Source organism: Sorangium sp. So ce726 (genome assembly GCF_051521405.1).
Lineage (GTDB): Bacteria > Myxococcota_A > Polyangia > Polyangiales > Polyangiaceae > Sorangium.
Genome location: NZ_CP150349.1, coordinates 2,198,821 through 2,218,187 on the forward strand (window position 1 = coordinate 2,198,821; position 19,367 = coordinate 2,218,187).

13 protein-coding genes are annotated in these 19,367 nt (G+C 67.9%); 6 read left to right on the forward strand and 7 right to left on the reverse strand.

Going from position 1 to position 19,367, the window contains the following annotated elements:
* Window positions 1–97 precede the first annotated feature (97 nt).
* The 6 genes from WME79_RS08325 to WME79_RS08350 all read right to left on the reverse strand — a co-directional run bounded on the left by WME79_RS08325 (window position 98) and on the right by WME79_RS08350 (window position 8,461).
* Window positions 98–1,633, reverse strand: coding sequence for a hypothetical protein (locus WME79_RS08325; RefSeq protein WP_437534081.1), 1,536 nt, complete (start codon window positions 1,631–1,633; stop codon window positions 98–100).
* Between the two features lie 48 nt (window positions 1,634–1,681).
* Window positions 1,682–2,578 (reverse strand): hypothetical protein, encoded by an 897-nt coding sequence (locus WME79_RS08330; RefSeq protein WP_437534082.1) that lies wholly within the window; start codon window positions 2,576–2,578, stop codon window positions 1,682–1,684.
* The gene (locus WME79_RS08335) at window positions 2,575–3,207 is read right to left on the reverse strand and encodes an RNA polymerase sigma factor (protein ID WP_437534083.1); all 633 of its coding nucleotides are present in this window, start codon (window positions 3,205–3,207) and stop codon (window positions 2,575–2,577) included. Before WME79_RS08335 ends, WME79_RS08330 begins: the two co-directional genes overlap by 4 nt.
* 41 nt (window positions 3,208–3,248) lie before the next feature.
* A complete protein-coding gene (locus WME79_RS08340; protein ID WP_437534084.1) occupies window positions 3,249–4,238 on the reverse strand; it encodes a hypothetical protein in 990 nt (329 codons plus the stop codon).
* Between the two features lie 385 nt (window positions 4,239–4,623).
* The gene (locus WME79_RS08345) at window positions 4,624–7,146 is read right to left on the reverse strand and encodes a protein kinase domain-containing protein (protein ID WP_437534085.1); all 2,523 of its coding nucleotides are present in this window, start codon (window positions 7,144–7,146) and stop codon (window positions 4,624–4,626) included.
* Window positions 7,147–7,570: 424 nt separating this feature from the next.
* A complete protein-coding gene (locus WME79_RS08350; RefSeq protein ID WP_437539800.1) occupies window positions 7,571–8,461 on the reverse strand; it encodes an SDR family oxidoreductase in 891 nt (296 codons plus the stop codon).
* 66 nt (window positions 8,462–8,527) lie between these two features.
* Here WME79_RS08350 and WME79_RS08355 point away from each other — a divergent pair, with 66 nt between their 5' ends.
* Both WME79_RS08355 and WME79_RS08360 read left to right on the forward strand, forming a co-directional pair.
* Window positions 8,528–9,331 carry a helix-turn-helix transcriptional regulator gene (locus WME79_RS08355; RefSeq protein ID WP_437534086.1) on the forward strand — a complete coding sequence of 268 codons (804 nt, stop codon included), beginning with the start codon at window positions 8,528–8,530 and terminating at the stop codon, window positions 9,329–9,331.
* A gap of 661 nt (window positions 9,332–9,992) precedes the next feature.
* Window positions 9,993–12,929, forward strand: coding sequence for a glycosyl hydrolase (locus WME79_RS08360; protein ID WP_437534087.1), 2,937 nt, complete (start codon window positions 9,993–9,995; stop codon window positions 12,927–12,929).
* A gap of 5 nt (window positions 12,930–12,934) precedes the next feature.
* Here the strand turns inward: WME79_RS08360 and WME79_RS08365 are convergent, their stop codons facing one another.
* Entirely contained in the window at window positions 12,935–15,862 is a 2,928-nt protein-coding gene (locus WME79_RS08365) for a sigma 54-interacting transcriptional regulator (RefSeq protein ID WP_437534088.1), read from the reverse strand.
* 155 nt (window positions 15,863–16,017) lie between these two features.
* On the opposite strand from WME79_RS08365, the gene WME79_RS08370 reads away from it, so the two are divergent.
* From WME79_RS08370 to WME79_RS08385, 4 genes are all read left to right on the forward strand, one after another.
* Entirely contained in the window at window positions 16,018–17,094 is a 1,077-nt protein-coding gene (locus WME79_RS08370; RefSeq protein ID WP_437534089.1) for a hypothetical protein, read from the forward strand.
* 305 nt (window positions 17,095–17,399) lie between these two features.
* Window positions 17,400–18,137, forward strand: a complete 738-nt coding sequence (locus tag WME79_RS08375) for a hypothetical protein (RefSeq protein ID WP_437534090.1) — start codon at window positions 17,400–17,402, stop codon at window positions 18,135–18,137.
* A 180-nt stretch (window positions 18,138–18,317) separates the two neighbouring features.
* Entirely contained in the window at window positions 18,318–18,911 is a 594-nt protein-coding gene (locus WME79_RS08380) for an HdeD family acid-resistance protein (protein WP_437534091.1), read from the forward strand.
* A gap of 94 nt (window positions 18,912–19,005) precedes the next feature.
* Complete coding sequence (locus WME79_RS08385; protein WP_437534092.1) at window positions 19,006–19,347, forward strand: SCP2 sterol-binding domain-containing protein; 342 nt, start codon at window positions 19,006–19,008, stop codon at window positions 19,345–19,347.
* Window positions 19,348–19,367: the final 20 nt, after the last annotated feature.

Genomic DNA, 19,367 nt, shown 5'->3' on the forward strand with positions numbered 1-19,367 from the left:
CTGGCGTCGAGTCAGACGCCAGCGACGCGCCCTGCCCCGGTCGAGGCGCGCAGCTTGCGCTCACCGACAGCGCCGCCACCAGGGCCGACGCATGGAATCACGGCGCCGCGATGTTGAGCTTCATGACAACATTTCCGGCCCCGAAGTGCGCATTCACGGCATCGACGTCTTGCCCCACGACGGCGACGTTTCCTTCAGGATCCACGGCGAGCCCCACCGCGTCGGTGACCTCGGGACCGAGGATCTGGGCCCATGAAATATGCCCCTCGGCGTCGAACCGCATGATGAACGGCCGGGAATCTCCCTCTGGGCCGGGCGGCCTGTCGTCGGCCTCCAGACCCCGGCCGCCGACGCTGCCTAAAACGAAGGTGTTCCCGAGAGCGTCGACGCCGAAGCTCACGGCGTCAGGAAGGTCGCCCCTGATGACTTGGCTCCAGAGGTGGACTCCATCAGCGTCGAATTTGGCCACGAAGGGGCTGTCGCCTAAACAATTCGAGCCATTCAGGGGTCCGCCGCCGAGATCAAAAAAGCAGGGCACGTTCCCTGCGAGGATCACGCTTCCGTCTCCACGCACCGCGACGCCAGTGAGGCTGCGGTGGTAGCCCCAGGGGGCTCCACCGTCGAAAGCATCGGCAAATTCCTTCCTCCAGAGTCGGTTTCCCGAGGCGTCCAACCGCGAGAGGCCGAGCCGCGTGTCTCTGGTTTGTCCGCCGTCCGAGATGTCCGAGTCGTCGGTCGCAATCACGATTTGCCCTGAAGCGTCGACGGCCAGGGTGCCGCCTGGCATGTACCTGCCGTCTGCGTACTTGCTCCAGACAAAATGTCCTGTCGCATCGAACTTCGCCACATAGGCCTTCGTCGGGTCCCCTCCAGCATCGGTTGGCGCCGTCAGCGGACCTCCCCCGAGATCGAGGAATCCGGCGAAATTCCCCGTGAACACCACGCCGCCCGTCGTCGGATCCACAGCGAGGGATCGGATATCCCAATCTGTGTCATACGCGGCGTTGAGGTGCACGCTCCAGAGGGGATTGCCGGCGCTGTCGAGCTTGGCCAGGAACTTGGCGCCCCGGGGCGAGGTCATCGTCGCACCCTCGAGATCCATGGTCTGGGAGAAGCTGCCTACGAGGAACATGTTGCAGTCCGCGTCGAAGACGATGTGCTCGCCGGCCTGCGGGTTCGAATCATCGCCGAAGAGCTTGCTGAGGGTGTGGTTGCCCGCGGCATCGTACTTTGCCAGGAGGGCGTCGTCGGTTCCCCCGGACCGGAGCACGCCGCCGCCCATGTCGACGTCCGACGTCGTGTATCCTGTCATGCCGAGGTTGCCGGATGGATCAAAGGCGATGTCCGTGATCGCCAGCGGAAAAGTGCCGCTCGTCGCCGGCCAGCCGTCCAGGCTGAAGGGACGGGAGGCCACCCGCGCGCTGCACCTGCCCGACGAGCCGCCCGCGCCGCCGGAATCCGACGAGCCGCCCGCGCCGCCTGCGCCGCCCGCGCCCAAGCCATCGGGGTCGAGCGGCTGCTGGTCGGGGTCGAGATTACCGATCGGCACGCGAACGATGCCGCACCCAAACGTGGTGGCTGAGAGAGCGACCGGGAACCACAACAAGGAGAGTGCTAGCCGCGAAAGTCGCATGATCGAGAGTCCTCCACTGCCCGGCGATCTCTCTCCCCGCGCTTTTGATCACGGAATCGTATTTGAACAGCGACCCACCTTGATCATGCGCGGAGCCTGAGCGGAGCGCGGGCTCCGCGCGACGAAGGCGCACGCGTGCGACGCGGCCTCCGCGATGCGCCCTCCGGCCACGAGGGCGTCGACACGGAGGACATCGCGCTCGATCGCGAGGCTGCCGCCTGGAAAGCGTGCCGCGTGCTCGGCGGTGAGGCGAAGGGCGAGCGGCACGTCTCCACGCTGGAGGGCCGCTCGTGCTGTATCGATGAGCCGGAGCTCGTCCGATAGAACGGAGCTGGGTAGAACGGAGGTCGGTGCCGCAGGGGACTGCGCGACCTCTTCACTGCGGGGTTCTCGTGGAAGGGAGTCGACGGCGGGGACGGCCGTCGCCGCAGGAACGGAGGAGGGGACCTGGCGCGCGAGCCCGGTCCCCTGGGGCGCGGGCGCCACGTTCTTGGTCGACGCCGCTGCGCGCGGGGCGGGCTCGGCGGCAGAGGCGGCGGCGGGCTCTGCCTTCGCAGGCACGGCGGGCTCCTCCTGCGTGGGTGACGCGGCTGCCGGCGCCACCCCACCGACCTCCGCCGCGCGAGGCGGGCGCACGGGGGCTGTGGATACGACGGCGTCCGCGTGATGGGTCGCCGCCACGTACGCGCCCCCGAGCACGAGGGCGATGGACGTGACGCCGATGGACGCGACGAGCACCGCCTTCAGGCCGAGCGCGTGAGCGGCCTGCGCCGCGATCCCTCCGCTCGCCTTGGCCGCGCCGACGCCGAGGCTCGTCGTTGCGGCCGCGGTCGCGGTCCCCGCCGCGGCGGCCGCGAGGGCTTTCACGCGGAGCGAGGAAGGCGCCTTCGCCGCCCTCCCGGCGCGCAGCAGCGCGCGGTCGAAGTCGTCGTACGAGTCGCTCACCGCCGCCTCCCGCCGCTCACCGGCAGACCCCTCTTCAATTGCTCCGTCGCTCGCTTCCACGCTTCACGGGCGCGGCGGAGTCGTGACGCCACGGTCCCTGGCGGCAAGTCCAGCAGAAGAGCGATGTCCGCCATCGTCTCTTCTTCGATCTCATGGAGCACGAACACCGCGCGAAGCCCGTCGTCCAGCGCCTCGAGCGACGCATCCAGCAGCCTGCGCGCGCGCGCCTCGTCGAGGCGCCTGTCCGGTTGCTCGCCCGCCGGCGCGGGGGGCTCTCCCGTGAGCTCTTCGTGACGTGCTCGCCGGGTTCGCTCGCGTCGGACCATGTGAACCGCGACCGAGACGAGGTACGAGCGCTCTTTTCCGGGAAGGATCGCGTCGAGGCGCGACGCCGCCACCACGAACGCTTCCTGCGCAATGTCCTCGGCCGCCACCTCGCCCGCGCCCATCCGGCACGCGAATCGCCACAGGAACTCGAGGTGCGACGCGAGCTCTTCGAGGCGCGCCTCGCGAGCGAGGTCGGCGGTGGACTCACCGGGGGAGCGCGCCTGCGCGTCGACGAGTCCGCCCAGAGGGCGAGCCAAGCGGAAGGCGGTGGAACCTGGGGCGTCGTCGGTGGTGGTGATCACGAGGGGCTCGTCCCAGGCGATCCGCGAGGCCCCCGTTCTGATCACGGAAAAAGCACCCCGACGGAAAGCGCAGCGTCGAGCCGCACGACGGGAGCCTGATAGGCCGTCCCGCCGTGCACGTAGTAGAACTCGTCCCGACGGAGGGGCAGCGCGGCCCCGATCTGCCCTTCCACGAAGGACCATGCGCCAACCAGCGCGCGCATCCGTGCGCCGGCGCCAGCCTCGAGCCACGGGCGCCATCGGCTGTCGACCTTCGGGGCTCCCTCCCCGGAGGCGAGCACCGCGCCCACATCGAGCATGATGTAAGCGCTCACGAAGACGTGATCGCCGAGGGATGCGCCGAGCGGCGCCAGCGAGGCACGAGCGGTGAACCACGTGAGGTTCACCGCCGCTCCCCCGCCGAAGACGGTGCGCGGCAACGTGGCCCCCATGCCGAGCTCGGCCCATGGAAAGAACACCCGACCCGATGCGAACCCGCCCGAGAGCCGCGCTCCTGCTGGCCCTTCGTAGAGCGGCGTGGCGACGACGCCGAGCGACGTATACAGCTTCGTCGCGGGTGTGCTCTCGCGAGCCGTGGCTCGCGACGCTCTCGCCGGCGGTGCTGCGGAGGTTGGGCTGCGCTTGCGGGCTGTGCCTTGCGATGGTCTCGCCGGCGGCGCTGTTGGGGTTGGGCTGAGCTCGCGGGCTGTGCCTTGCGACGGTCTCTCCGGCGGCGTCAGCGAGGGAGGCTCGGCGCGGGAAGCTTCGATCTGGGCCTGCTCGTCCTCGCCGGCCATCGTGACGACCAGCCCGAGCGCCGAGGCGGCTTCCGCGCAGGAGTCTGCCACGATCGTGCGCGCCTCGATGGCGCCGTGAGCGCCTTCTCCCGAGATCTCGAGCGTCACCGCGCTCGGCGGCTCCGCTTCGCGCACATGGACCCGGAGCCGTACCGTGGAGTCGGCGTCCACGCGCCCTCCGCGCAGCGCAGCCGCCGCCCGCACCGCGTCGAGCGTCACGCAGCGCTGCTCATCGAGCTCCACCGCGGCCCCCATGTTCGCGGCGTGGGCGGCCTCCGCTCGTACCAGGACGAGCCATCCCAGAGCCGCGATTGCGCCCTGGCGGACGGCATTGCCCAGCGCGCGCACCCGACGAGGATCGCTCGGCGGCGCGGAGACTTTCTGAGGTCGAGGTGCCACGGGCCGGGAGGATAAGACGAACAACACCGCTCTCGCAGCACCGGGCGTCTTGCGCCGGCGTCGCCCTTGCGCGGCCGGAGATCGTCGAACGCCCTGCGTCGGCGGCCCAGATCTTCGAGGGCCGCTCACCGGGCCTACAGCGGAATACCCCGGGCTTCGCATCGCGGTGGACCCGGAGGACAAGGACAAGGACAAGAAGCCCCGCCGAGGCCGCTTCACCGAAGCGAGCTGATGCGAGAGATCAACGGATCCAGATCTCGACCCGCCGGTTCTTCTGACGGCCGTCTTCCGTGCTGTTGGACGCGATCGGCATGTCCTCGCCGAGCCCCTTCACGTCCGAGGGGGGCTGCCCTCTCGCCTGGAGCTCACGATCGACCGCCTCCGCTCGCTTCAGCGAGAGCGTGCGGTTGTGCGCCGCGTCGCCGACGTTATCCGAGAAGCCGATGAGCACTATCTTCTTGCCCTTGTTATTGGGCGCCTTCATCGCCTCGATGACACGGTTGATGTCCTCAGAGCCACGGCTGTCGAGCCGGATGGCGTTGGGCTGGAAACCGAAACGAAAATCAAGCTTGAGACGAATCGCCCCCCGCGTCACTTCCTTGTACTCCGGTGTGCAGTCGAGGCAAGCGGCCATGCTCTCCACGGGCATCGCATCCAGCTGGACGAAGCCGCTGCGCTTGACCACGTGCTGTCCCTCCGGCGACAGCGCGAAGCGGATGAAGTCGGCTACCCATGGATTCCGCGGATCCTTTGCGGAGTAAAGGTAGAGGCGGTGCGTGAGAGAATACCTCTCGAGGGACACATCGACCGAGCTTGGGGCAACAGGGGGCGAGTCGCCGTCGCGGATGTCGACGGGCTTGGTCCTGCGGACCGCCGTCAGCCCCTCGAAGCCGATCCCGTTCGTGTCCGCCGCCACCGCTGTGTCGACCGCCTCATTGCTGTCGTGGCGCTGCGCCTCAGGCAGGAGCGGGCGCCCCTTGAGGACAACGTCCTTCACGGTATCCCAGGTGCCAGACTTATCGTCGCGCGCATGGATCTTGATTTCGCCCGGAAGCGCGCTCCCCACGTCGGACCACCGCCGCGCATCGCCGGAGAATATCTTGCTCAGGTCATCGAGGCTGAACATCGTGACCGGATTCGTGCGGTGGGTGATGATGGCCACCCCGTCGAGACCGAGCACGTGCTCACAGTCCTTCGACGTCATCGGTCCGAGCTTCGTCAACTCGGCCTCTTCATCGGCCTTGATGCGGCGCGACGCCATGCCGATGTCGCACTTGCCGTCGCGCAGGTCATCGAACGCTGTCCCTGAACCCTTGGAGGCGATCTCGATGACCTGCGATCCCAGGATTCCCGGGATGGCGCCGGTCATCTTGATCTCCTTGTCGCCCAGCACGCGGGTGATGCTCGTGGCTCCCTTCTTCTCGAGGAACGCCTCCACGAGCGCCGGCATCAGCTCGGCGCCGATGGTGTTCGAGCCGTGGATGCGCAAGATGACCTGGGTCAGGTCCGAAGGCGTCCCCGAGGGTGTCGCATGGCGATCGCCCGCCCGAGGGGCACGAACGAAGAGGATCGCGAGCAAGACGACGGCGACGGCGACGGCGCCCACGGCCGCTGCCACAGCTACAGGAACCACGGACCGCTTCGGCGACGGCGGCGTGGGCCCCTGAGGCGGAATCGGGGTCGGCCTGTTGACGGGCGGAGAGGTCACGGATGCCGGCGGCCGCTGCGCGGGCTCCCCCGAGGGCGGCGGGTCGCTGAGAGGCCCCGGCCAGGCCGACCCGTCCTGGTGCGCTCGTGGTGAGGGAAGTCGCTGCGGGACGTCTCTCGCGAGCTCCGCTGGGATGGCGAGCGCCGCCGGGGCAGTCCGCCTGGATGACGCCGGAGGTGAAATGCTGGAGGCCGGCGCCGCGACCCTCAGCAGGGGCGAAAGCGCCGCGTACGCCTCGCTGGCGGTGGAATATCGCTGACCCGGCGTACGGCACACACACCTGGCGAACCACTCATCGAAGCCCTCGGGGAGCAGCGTCTCGCCGCTCCGCAGGGATGGCGGCACGAGGTCGTCCACCAACATTTCGCGCATCAGCACCTCGATGCTCTCGTCGTCGGTGGACTTCCAGTAGTAGCGGCCGGTGAGCATGTGGAACGCCAGGAGGCCGAGCGCCCAGACATCCGCCGAGGGCCCGACAACCGCGTTATGGAGGGTCTGCTCCGGGGCCATCCAGTACGACGTCCCCGCCGGGCCCGTGAATTTGCGCGACGCCGCGATGAGCCTGGCGATGCCGAAATCGAGCACCTTGACCGTGAGCTCGACGCCCGTCGTCCGGGGGATCGCGAGGAAGATGTTTTCAGGCTTGAGATCCCGGTGGACAACGCCGATCTCGTGCGCTGCGCCCACGGCATGGCAGAGCTGCTCGAAGAGATCGGCGACCTGCGCCGGCGAGAATGCTCCGCGCTTCTGCACCGCGCAGTCCAGGCTCTCCCCTTCCAGCAACTCCATCACCAGGAACGGTGTCCCGGTCTGCTCGTCGACCCCGGCGTCCATGACCTCGACCACGTGGTCGCTCTTGATGCTGGCGCCGATGCGCGCCTCCTGCGCGAAGCGCTCACGCAGCCTCGGATCTTGCACCAGGTGGGGCAGCATGACCTTCATGGCGCGGCGCGCCTTGGTCTCGATATGCTCCACGACAAGGACAGCGCCCATGCCGCCCTCGCCAAGCGGATGGACGATCCGGTAGCGACCAGCGATGATGGTTCCCGGTGTCATCTTCGCGACGGCTCCTCGCTGCGCCAGCGCCTCGACATGTCAGGACATGCGTACCCTGGCCCAATGCGCCCCGGAACCTAGCAGAAGTGTACGTGACCCACTAGATTACCTGCTCATCCTGAATGCCGTGCCGGAGCGTCGCGTCCTCCGGCGTCGCGCGCGTCACGCGTTGCGGCGCGGAGGGCCGCGCCGGCAGGCGCTGGTATCGCCGGTGTCCCGCGCGGAGAAGAAGAAAACGCAAAACGATTCGAGGATGTCAAGGGCGAATCGCCACGCTCACCTCAGGTGACATAAAAATCCTTCGAGTTGTCTCTGACTTGAAACAAATGAGGGGGCAGTGGATGCGTCGCGCCGCGGCGGCGACGAGCGTCGCGGGATTGTTCTTCGGTGGGTACGAACAAGCCGTTGATGGCTCCATGGTAGATCAGAAGTAGTGAGCGCTCATGTCGTCGAGCAGGCCCGGTTGCTCCGGCTTCCAGCCGAGTAGCTCACGCGTCGCCTCACTCGAGGTCCGGTTATCGAGCCCGACGACCATCGACATCCATCCGAAGTGAGCGCCTGCCTCCGCGGCCGGCATGCTCTTCGTCGGCACACCGGTGCCTTTGCTGATCGTCTCTGCGATCGCGCGCATCGTGATGCCTTCCTCCGCGGTGCCGTGCAACACGGATCCCGGCGGTGCGCTCTCGACGGCGAGCCGGTACAGCCGCGCCGCATCGTCCCGATGCACCGCGGGCCAGTGATGGTCGCCATCGTCCACGTAACCAGCGGTCTTCTTCTCGCGCGCGAGCTTGATCAGCATTGCGATGAAGCCCTTGTCACCAGCGCCGTGCACCGTCGGAGCCAGCCGGATGACGCTGCCGCGCACTCCGCGCTTCGCAGCATCGACGACGAGACGTTCGGCCCGCAGCCGGACCGCGAGCGGCGAGTCCGCCGGCGACTCGTCGGTCTCGAACGCGACCTTGCCGGGCTTCGAGACCACCAGCGTGCCGTTCGTGCCGACGAACGCCTTGTTCGTGCCCGCCATCGCATCGAGCATCGCGCTGATCGCGTCGCGATCGATCTGGTTGATCTTCGGGAAGTCCGAGAAGTCCATGTGGAACGCCAGGTGGATCGTCGCGTCGGTCGCGCGGACGCCCTCGACGAGGCATCGTGGGTCCCTGATGTCGCCGCGATAAACCTCCACGCCCTGCGCCCTCAACTTGTCGGCGCCCGCATCGCTGTGTGCCATGCCGAGGACGCTGTGGCCGGCCCCGCGCAGCTCCTTCAGCACCGCCGTACCGATCCAGCCAGTCGCGCCGGTGACGAACACTCGCATTGACTTGGTCATGCGAGGACCGTAGGCTCGGATTGCTCGTCCGAAAAGACGGGCAGCTATCCTGGTATGGCGACCACCACCCTCCCGACGTTCCTGCGCGACCGCCGCGAGCGCGTCCGTCCCGCGACCACCGTGCGCCGGCGCACTCCCGGGTTGCGCCGCGAGGAGGTCGCCGCCCGAGCCGGCGTGAGCGTCACCTGGTACACGTGGCTCGAACAAGGTCGCGGCGGCGTGCCGTCGGACGACGTGCTCGAACGCCTCGCCCGCGCCCTCGAGCTCGACGACACGAATCGCGAGATGCTGTTCCTGCTGGCGCACGACCGTCCGCCGCCGCGCAAGCCCGCGCCGCCCGTAGCGGTCACGCCGTCACTCCGGCTCGTGCTCGACAACCTCTCCGTCCCCGCGTTCGTCAAGACGCCGACGTTCCAGATCGTCGCGTGGAATCGCGCGTCGGTCGCGGTGCTCGGAGATTACGCGGCGGTACCGGAGCGCGACCGCAACCTGCTGCGCCGGGTCTTCCAGCCGGGTTCGGAGAACAAGGTGCACGACGTCGAAGACGTTCGCCGCACCTGTCTCGCGTCGTTTCGTGTCGACATCGCGCGTGCCGGCCAGTCTGATGAGGCGACTGCGCTGATCGACGAATTGATGGAGACGAGCCCCGACTTTCGCCGCCTGTGGGACGAAGGTGAGATCCGGTCGCACGGCGGGTTCCAGAAGCGGCTCGTCCGTCCCGATGTCGGCGAGATCGTGCTCGAGTCGTCGGTGTTCTACGTCGAAGGCAGCGACGGCCTCTCGATGTTCGTGTTCTCACCCGCGAACGAGGCAAGCGCGCGCGCCATCGCGCAGCTGGTTCAACGGTCCGGAACCTGATCGAGAAGCCGCGCGAGCAGGCCGCCCAAGCGCTCGAGATACGCCTTCGCTAACGACGCGGCGAGCGCCGTGCGCCTTTTCCTGCGGGCGCCCCCGGGTGGCGCGGATGTGGAGCGTGAGGGCGCCACCCGGCGCACGACCGAGGCGTGGCGCGCTTGGCCACGTCCGCGGGCGTGAGGGTGGTGTTCCGGCCGAATCCAAGATCTCTGGAATTAGTCCGATCGGCGTTTGGACTATATCCGGAAATACGTTCCATCGTTCTCCCGAACCCAGGCGCAGGGTCCTTCGTGCATCATAAGTGCATGAAATAGTTCGATAGTTCAGGTTCGTGACGGCGTGGCACGGGTCCTGCCAAGGGTCACCTGGAGACCCTGAAAGAGAGACACGATGACCACGGTGCCGGCGCCGATGGGACGACGAAGGCGGTTCGGTTCCCCCTGTTGGAGCACTCCCGGCGTGCCGCATGCGCTCGGTGCTGTGGTGATCATCCAACTCGCCAGATCCAGCCAGAAATAGAATTGGGGGAGGGATCCCTCGGGTTCGGCCTCGAATGCACTGCATTTCGAGCGCGCCGCGATACGTGGGGCCGCTGCGCGCTGCCCTGCGCATCGTCCGGCAGGACCTGCGGGGATGACACCGCTATCACCCTGAGGAATGACGTATGACAGCATGGAAGCTACACGTAGTGGCCGGCATCGCATCAGCGATTGTGGGCTGCAGCGGCGGCGACACCGCACCGCTGGACGATGTCTCGACCGAGCCTCCGGTGCCAGGCCTGAACGAATTGCTAGATTCATCTGATGCGCGCCCCAAGATTCGCTGGTGGTGGACCTGCGGCGACATGAGCCCGGAGGACATCGCCGAGGAGCTCACCCAGATGGCCGAAGCCGGCTTCGGCGCGGCCGAAGTTCTGTGCACCTTGACGGCCGATCCGGCCAACCACGGCTGGGGGAGTCCGGCGATGAGCGACCGGATGGAGGCCGCGCTCGAGTACGCGAGCCAACTGGGTATCCGTCTCGACTTTACACTGGGCCCGGCGTGGCCGCTGGTCGTGCCGGGGCTCACGCCGGACACCCCGGGGACGCAGCAGGAGCTCGTGTACGGCAGCGCCGTCGTCGAGGGCGGAGCGACATTTTCGGGTCCGCTCCCGGAGCCCTCGCCCGCGCCGCCGGAGGTCACGCAGCGCAGCCTGATCTCCGTTCAGGCGGTCCGCTGTGTGGCCGACTGCACGGAGGCAAAGCCGGTGATGCTGCAGGCCGAGTCATCCATCGATCTGACCGCTTCGGTACAGGATGGAGGCTTGACCTGGACCGCACCGAGCGAGGGCACGTGGACCTTGTTCAGCTTCTGGCAGCGCGGCACCGCTCAGATAACCCTCGCGAGTGAGCTCGCTTCGGAGGAGATCACCTCGGTCTCGCCCGCGTACGTCGTCGACCACTTCAGCGCTGCCGGCGCTCAGCTCGTGACCCGGTTCTGGGACACCAACGTGCTGACCCCGACGATGCGCGGGCTGCTGGCGACGGCCGGCGGGCATGTCTACATCGACTCGCTCGAGCTCAAGGCCAACCTGCTTTGGACTCCCGACCTGCTGGCCGAGTTCACGAAGCGACGCGGCTATGCCTTGAACGCGCACTTGCCGGCGTTGTTCATCGCCCAACTCCACGAATTCCTCAGCGGCGCCACGCCGGACAGCGCCCCCGATTACGAGCTCTCTGACGGAATTGGAGCCCGGGCGCGCAACGATTACTACCAGACACTGACCGAGCTCTACCAGGAAACCCACCTGGCGACCCTCCGGAGCTGGGCTCAGTCGCTGGGCCTCGCGCTGCGCGCGCAGGCGTATGCTATCACGATCGACAGCAGCCAAGCCGCGATGGTGCTCGACGTGCCCGAGGTCGAGTCGCTGGGCCGCTTCGGCAACATCGACCAGTATCGCGCCGTCGCGTCCGCGACCCACATCGGCGACAAGCGTCTGCTGTCGTTCGAGTGTTGTGCGGAGATCGACGCCGCCTATGCGCAGACGTGGCAGGCGATGCTGGCGTACATCCAGGAGGCCTACGCGGGCGGCGTGAACCACGTCGTCGTGCACGGATTTGCGGCCGAGCACGGTCTGGGGCTGCCGTGGCCAGGATTTTCACCGTTCACCTTGTTCAGCGACGGCATCGGCGCCGGGCCTGGCTTCTCCGAGGCATGGGGCCCGCGGCAGCCGATGTGGAAGGACATGCCGAAGGTGACCGGCTGGATGTCGCGCATGCAGAGTGTTCTGCGGCATGGGCAGCAGAAGGTCGATGTCGCAATCTATCGACAGGGCTATTACCAGGACGGCACAATCTACGCGGATCCGGGGCTGGGCGCGCGTGGCTACTCGTACGACTTCGTCGATGCCGCCCAGCTGGACCAACGCGAGCCGCGGGTGCAGCGCGGGCGGCTCTATCCCGACGGTCCGGCGTACGGAGCCTTGATCCTCGACAACCAGGAGGCCTTGCCGCTGCGGGCGGCGCGCGGGATCCTCGAGGACACCCGCGCGGGATTGCCGGTCGTGGTCGTGGGAGCTCCTCCAAGCCGCACGCCGGGCGTCCCGCAATCTCCGGAGGAAGATTCGACGCTGCGCGAGGAGGTGGATCGCCTGCTCGCCGAGCCAACGGTTGCCCGCGTAGCGACGCGCGAGGAGGTGCCGGCCGCGCTGGCGCAGCTCGGCGTCCGCGCAGCCGCCGAGATTGCCTCCGGCACGGACATTCGCGTCGTGCATCGAGGCGCAAGCAATGGCGATTTCTACTACCTGTACAATCACGGCAGCTCGGCGCAGGCCACACAGATCGCGCTGGAGGGGACCGGGCGGCCGATTCGCATCGACCCGTGGACCGGAGCAACCTCCGCGATCGCCCACTATCATACGACGGAAGAGGGGCGCATCGAGGTCCCGCTGACGCTCAGCGCGGGTGACTCCACGGTGATCGCAGTCACTCCGACAGCAGCCTCGCGTCTGTACGCGGTCGACACGACCGGCGGTGAGGTCCTCGACAGCGGCAAGGGGCTGGTGTTGCGGGCAACCGAGCCTGGTCGATATGATGTCGTGGTGAGCGACGGCAGGACGCTGGACGTGGCCATCGCGAGCGTGCCATCGCCGATCGCGCTGACGGACTGGCACATCAACGTGAGCGACTGGCGCCAGGGCGACGACGGCCAGCTGATCCAGATGACACAGGACCTCGACCTCCAGGGGCTCGCGGCGTGGCCGGACATCCCGGAGCTAGAGGACGTCTCCGGGATCGGCAGCTACAGCGCCAGCTTTACCGTCGGAGAAGGGTGGACCCGGGACAGCGGAGCTTACCTGGATCTAGGCAAGGTGGTCGGGACCTACGACGTCGCCATCAATGGAACCACGCTGCCTGCTGTCAATCAGGTCACGGCCCGCGTCGATGTCGGACCCTACCTGGTGGCGGGACGGAACACCGTGACCGTGGAGGTCGCGACCACGCTGCGGAATCGCCTGCGCGTCACCCCGGGGTTCCCCGGGCAAGCGGCGGTGCCTCGGCAGCCCGTTGGCCTGATCGGTCCGGTGCGCGTGATTCCCTACGGCCAGGTCGTTGTGCGCTGAGCCAGTCATGGTTTCGTCAGCCGCAGATGCTCTGCCCGGATCACATCCAGCTTGGGCGAGAATGCAATAGCGCGCTCGATGACGTTGCGGAGCTCGCGGACGTTTCCGGGCCACGCATACGATGTCAACGCGGCGATCGCGTCGGGGGCCAGAACGGGCGGCTCTTTGCGCCTGGAAACCTCGCGCACGAAATGGCGCGCTAGCACAGCGATGTCCTCTCGGCGCTCGCGAAGCGGCGGCACGTGGATCGGCAAGACGTGCAAGCGATAGTACAGGTCCTCGCGAAATCGTCCCTCACGCACCAGCGCCGCCAGATCCCGATGGGTGGCTGCAAGCACGCGCACATCGACCCGCATCGGCCGACGTTCTCCGAGCGCAAAGACCTCTGCGTTCTCGAGGAACCTGAGCAGCTTCGGCTGGACATCGAGCGGGAGCTCGCCGATCTCGTCGAGAAAGAGCGTGCCTCCGTTGGCCGCCCGGATCACGCCAGGATGATCCGAGCTCGCGCCGGTGAAGGCGCCCTTCCGGTAGCCGAACAGCTGACCTTCGAACAGATCGCGCGGCACCGTCGCGCAGTTGAAAGCGACGTACGACTTTTTCGAGCGATCCGAGAGATCGTGAACCGCCCGGGCGACGAGCTCTTTGCCGGACCCCGATTCACCGGTGATGATGACGGTGGCGCGTGAAGCCGCGAGCCGCACGAGCTCGTCGCGCAGCTTGCGCATCTCGGGCGACACCGCGATGAAACCCGGCAACTCCGGCGCGCGCTCGTCCATCGAGCTCGGATCGCCCTGCTCGCTGCAGCCGCGGAGCATCGCGACCTCCAGGGCAAGCGACGTCATCGTCGTCAACATGGCGATGGCGGACCGTTCGAGAACGCAGAGACCGCCGGTGACGCCGAACCGCAGCAATCGTCCGGATCCATCGCCGAAATCGATCCACTCAACGCCGTCGTCAGACCCGCCCGCCCCGGCGATCCGTCGCGCCTTGCCCGTCGCGTCGATCTCTTCGAGCCGAATCGTCCGGTCTGGCAGCAACCTGGATGCGACAGACGTCAATTCTCGCAAGATCAGCCCTGGCGCCGCGCCCCGCACGGAGAGCCGCTGGATCGGTACGACGAGCGCGTCGATGCCCAGGCGTTGCGGCCCTGTCGGCTCGGTCTCGGCAGTCTGCCGCGAACGACGTAGCCGCTCCGCAGCGACCAGCAACGATCGCGGTACCTGAACGCCGACGCGATCGAGCTCGGCGCGCGTCCGCTCGATGTCACCTTCCGGGTCGCGTCCGCTGTAGGAGTCGGCGAACACCGCTACCAGATGGCGCGTCAGCGCCGCATCGCAGCGATCCTGCGCGAGGTCGAACGTCGCCATCGCCGATTCGATGAGCTGTCGCCCTTCGCTCCAATGCCCTCGCGCCGCCAGCATGATTCCCTCGATTCGCCGGAGGTGAGCGGTGATCCATGGCGATGGAAACAGATCGTTGACGCGCTGGACGCGCCGAAGTGCGATCCGCGCCGCCTCGTCCTGACCTGCAACCGTATGAGCGATCACGCGGTACAGCAGCACGTCGCGCAGCAAGAACGGTGATGGCGCGCCCGTCGCTTCCGCCTCAGCTTGCTCGAATGCCGCGACGGTGGTCAACGGGTCCTCCGAGGACACGGTGCACGCCATCGCTTCCACGAACGCGGCGTAGGCGTGGCAGGTCGCCTTCAGCGAGGACACGCTGCACTCACGCAGCCGGGCAGCAAGCACCCGCAGCGCTTCGAGGCGCCCCGTCAGGTACAGGAGCCGGGCGTGCGCCGGAGCTGCCGCGAGCGGCGCGATGCCCGTGTCGCTGCTCCAGGCATCAAGCTCGCCCACGACCTCGAGCGCCTCCGCGGTGCGCCCCAGGCGGAGCAGCGCTTCGATCTCGGTCCTCAGCGCGAACAGCCCGTGAAATCCCGGCGCGATGCGCGCCCCTGCGCCAATCTGCTTTGCCCGGCGCGAAATCGCGAGCACCGCCTCGGGATCGGCCATGTTCTCGAGATGTTGCTGCGCCACATGGCCGAGCACCCGCGCGTGGAGAACGGCGTAGCCGTGCTCCGCGGCGCGCTCGATGATCGCTTCAAACGCGCGGATCGAAGCGGCCGTCTTGCCCGAAAGCATGGGGCGCAAGGCCTTGAACTCCTCGACGTGCAGATCGAGCAGAGGAGGCAGCTCGGTAAACGCGGCTCTGTCGAGCCGCAGGTAGGCGCGCTCGAGCAGCTCCTTGTCACTCACGAGCGTGGCAGCGCAGAACGTCGCCAGGCAGGCGACGCACACGGCTTGCGGGTCCGTGTTCCAGGCCAGCGCTTCGGCGCGTCCGGCGTAGGCATGGACGCGCCCGAGATCGAACAGCGATGCGTCCGGAAGCGCGTGCACCAGCGCCGCGGCCGCGAATACGCGGGCTTCGACGTCGCTGGAGAGCAGCGACGCTCGTGCATCGAGGAGGGCAGGGGAGATCGCGAGGAAGGCCGCTCGAGCGTCAGAGCACTGCACCAGCTCCACGAGCGCGATGCCAAAGCGCGCGAGCGCCCGCGTGTTCAGCGATAGATCCTGCTTGGCGGTAAGCTGAACCAGCTCTGTATACGCCCTACGGATATCGCCCCCGACCACGCGCTCCAGCGATGGCAGCACGCTCGCGAGATCTTCATCCGCTGAAATCGCGTGTGTGACCTCGGGAGGCAGGGCTCTATCCTCGGGCAACACCGGCTTTGCACCGGATGGCCCAGGCTCGGCGAGCGAGCCTCGCGCCAGCAGCTCAAGCTTCGCAAGCTCGCGGCCCCTGGGCCTCCGCGACTCGGGGGCGTCGCTCGGGAGCTCCCAGCGATACACCGTGTGCGGCGTCACGCCGACCCGGCGCGCGAAGGCCGCGCGGCTGAGTTCGCCTCGGAGCTTGCGGATGCGTTGAGGGGTCATGCAAGGCCGGAATTATTCCAGGAGATTTTGGATTAGTCCACTCGGCATTTGGATCACATCCGCAGATTCGTTCCATCGTCCTTCCGAACCCAGGCGAAGGCCGCTGTGCCAGTGTAAATAATTGAAATAGCTTATGATTTGTGGTTTGTGATGGCGTGGCACGGGTCCTGCTCAAGGTCACCCGGAGACCCCGACGGAGAGACGCGATGACCACGGTATCGACCCCCATTGGACGACGAAGGCTGTTCGTGCCCAGAACGACGATCCCTGAGCTTGGCGCGAGGGCCCGAAGGATGAAATCGGCAACCCTCTGTGTCGCCGCGCTGGCCGTGGCGTCCTGCGACGGAGCCAGGGACGCCCCCGACGCCTCGTCAGGGCGACCGTCGCTCGCCCAGCAGGGGAAGGAGGCCTTCTGGGACGCCTTCCTCAACGATCGCTATGAAGATCTCGCCGCCTCCCGCGATCTCCTCATGCGGGCCTACGAGGAGAACCCCAAGGATGCCGCCAACACGCACCAGGTCTACAATGCGTGGTTCTGGACGACGGGGGAGATCGACCGCGCTGACCCGCCGCTCACCCCGCAGCAGATCGGCGCGTCCTGGGACAGTTTCCTCCGGTTCATCCAGGAGGGGCGCGAGCTCAACCCGGACGACGCGCGGTACGACGGCTGGCTCGGCGCCACCCTGGTCATCGGCGGCCTCGACCAGCGCAGCGCCGACCTCGTGCAGCAGGGCCGCGCCCTTCTCGGCGCAGGGACCGAACGCTGGCCCGCATTCGGCCAGTTCATGACCGTCGTCGCGTTCGAGAGGCAGCCGGTGACCAGCCCGGAGTGGGCGGAGGCCTTGGAAGCGATGTGGGCCACGGTCGACACCTGCGTCGGGGCCAAGATCGATCGCGAGAACCCGGACATCACCCCCTATCTCCACAAGCAGGGAGAACAGGGCCTCAATTCCGCCTGTTGGAGCACTCCCGGCGTGCCGCATGGACAAGAGGGGCTCTACCTCTTCTTTGGCGATGTTCTGGTCAAGGAGGGCGAGGTCGACGCCGCCGAGGTCATGTTCCGCAATGCGCGGCTGACAGAGAGCTATTCCACGTGGCGTGACCGGCCGATCGTCGAGGAGCGGCTGGCCTCGGATCTCGCGATGCGCTCGGCGCTCTACCGGGACGACGATCCGAACAACGACCCGCCAGTGAAGACGGCCTTGTTTTGCACGGGTTGTCATTCGCATTGACGAGCAGCTGGCCAACGGCTCCGACGCCAGCGGCCGACGCGTGGGTGACCGGGAGGCGACCAGCCTGGGTCCGCCCGGCGGTGCGGATGCGGGCGCTCCGTGGGAATGGCAGCCGACCGAGGTGCGGCGGATGGATCAGGAACACGATCTCGCTCGCCGTGGATCGCGACGCTTGACGACGGGGGGCCGGTCTCGATGTAGCGCGCATGGGGCGACCATCCACCGGGCGACGTCCGCAGTTTCCTTCCACCGTGCCACGACCGGTCCGGGCGCGCGCCGGGCGCACACCGACGGAGCGGACTCCGTTGGCGGTGCGGACCTTCGGCGTCGGCGTCGACGAGGCGACGAGGGCGTACGTGCGCCAGACCCTCGGGGCGAAGCTCGGGAAGTTCGCGCCCGACATCGAGCGGCTCACGGTGCGCTTCACGGACGTGAACGGGCCACGCGGCGGGGTCGACGTCGAGTGTGACGTGAAGGTCGTCCTGAGCGGGCACCCCAGCGTCGTCTACCAGATGCGAGGCCACCAGCCGCGCGAGACGATCGACAGGGCCGTCCCGGGGATCGTACGGGCGGTGCAGAGCGCCCTCAGGCGCGCGCCGCGCGCCGCATCACGCGCGCCGGCGCGCGGCCCGAAGCGCACGGCGCGAGCGTCGAAGCGCGGCGCGGCGGCTCCGGCGCGGCTCGGTCATCCATCGCCCGAGGGCAGCTTCATCGGGCGGCGCGTGGGGCGCAGCAAGGAGAACCTCGAGCGCGCGCTGGAGCGGCCCGAGAAGGAGCGGCGTGACGTTCCGGTCGACACGGCCGCTCCGGGGCGGAGCGCGACCGACCGGAAGGCGGGCGGCGGCTCGACGGCGCGGCGTAACACGATGCGGAGGGCACGGAAGGCCACAGCGACGCTCGAAGACTCGGCGCAGGACCGCCCGTCGCGCAAGTCGACGCGCAAGAGCGCCAATCGCGCGAAGCAGGGCTCGAAGCTCCAGCGGCGCGAGGTCCGGCAGGCGACCGCTCCGAGCACCAGGGCCGCGAAGGCCACCGCCCGCTGATCAGGCGGCGCGCTCGTGGCCGCCCTCGGCCGTGACGCCTCCCATGCGCGGCAGGCACAATGTTCCCGCAGGCGCGCTGGCACGGACGATGCTCGACGCGGACGCGGCCCCGGCCACCTCGTCCTCGCGCGGCGGGTGACCGACGGGACATGCGTGCTCCACGAACCAGAGAGGTCGCCCATGGTTGCTCCGCTCGGAGAGTCCGCGAGGAAGCTGCGCTTTGCGCAGGTCGACTTTCACACCGTGCGGGAGAACCGCGGTTGGTTCCTCGCGATCGGCGTTGCCTCGATGGTGCTCGGGGTGCTCGCGTTCATCATGCCCTTCGTCGCCTCCCGGGTCACCGCCATCGCCCTCGGCTGGTTGATCGTGCTCGCCGGCGTGGCCGAGGGCAGTCACGCCATCCAGAGCCGCGGCTGGGCCGGCTCCGGCTGGGAGCTCGTGAGCGCCCTGGTGCAGGTGGCGTTCGGGCTTCTCCTTGTGGTCGCCCCGATGACCGGCAAGCTCGCGTTGATGGTGATCGCCTCGGCATACTTCGTCTCCGAGGGCGCGCTCAAGCTCATCCGCGCCTATCAGCACCGCGGGCTGCGGGGCTCGGGATGGCTCGTGTTCGACGGCATCCTGGCGGTGGGGCTCGGAATGCTGATCATCACGGGCGGCGTCACAACGGCCGTGAGGGTGCTCGGCTTGCTCGTCGGAATCAGCCTCTTGACCGGCGGCATGTCGATGATCTTGATCGCGCTGGGCGGCGCTCGCGTGCTCCACACGCGACCGTGAAGGAGGCGACCTCCGCGCCTGCAGAAGGGCACACCCCTTGCCTGGGGTGGGAAGCGCGAAGGCCAGGTTGGCAACCCGGACACACTCTTTGATCATGTCGCAAGCAAGGAAGCTCATCAAGGATCTCGCGGCAGGACGCTACGACGCCCGCCTGCGAGGAACACGGAAGGTGTGCGCCGTGCAGCTCAGCGACGACGAGCGCGTCGTCGTGGAGATCGCCGACGGGTCCTTTGGAATCGCGCCCGAGGGCGCGAGCGAGGACTGCCAGCTCTCCTGCTCGCTCGACGATTTCCTGCGGATCTTTCGCGGTGAACAGAACCTGATCACGGCGATCATGCAGGGCCGCGTCGGCGTGCGAGGAGACCTGGGTGTCGCCCAGATGTTTCAGAGCGTCTTCTCCCCGGGGGACCAACAGACGCCAGAAGCGACGCGCTGAGCCACCGTACTCGGAGGGGG

Coding starts and splice junctions, on each gene's coding strand:
- WME79_RS08355 (WP_437534086.1), top strand. CDS start 8,528: ATGGCGACCACCACCCTCCCGACGTTCCTGCGCGACCGCCGCGAGCGC.
- WME79_RS08360 (WP_437534087.1), top strand. CDS start 9,993: ATGACAGCATGGAAGCTACACGTAGTGGCCGGCATCGCATCAGCGATT.
- WME79_RS08385 (WP_437534092.1), top strand. CDS start 19,006: ATGTCGCAAGCAAGGAAGCTCATCAAGGATCTCGCGGCAGGACGCTAC.
- WME79_RS08365 (WP_437534088.1), bottom strand. CDS start 15,862: ATGACCCCTCAACGCATCCGCAAGCTCCGAGGCGAACTCAGCCGCGCG.
- WME79_RS08325 (WP_437534081.1), bottom strand. CDS start 1,633: ATGCGACTTTCGCGGCTAGCACTCTCCTTGTTGTGGTTCCCGGTCGCT.
- WME79_RS08345 (WP_437534085.1), bottom strand. CDS start 7,146: ATGACACCGGGAACCATCATCGCTGGTCGCTACCGGATCGTCCATCCG.
- WME79_RS08380 (WP_437534091.1), top strand. CDS start 18,318: ATGGTTGCTCCGCTCGGAGAGTCCGCGAGGAAGCTGCGCTTTGCGCAG.
- WME79_RS08340 (WP_437534084.1), bottom strand. CDS start 4,238: ATGGGGGCCGCGGTGGAGCTCGATGAGCAGCGCTGCGTGACGCTCGAC.
- WME79_RS08350 (WP_437539800.1), bottom strand. CDS start 8,461: ATGCGAGTGTTCGTCACCGGCGCGACTGGCTGGATCGGTACGGCGGTG.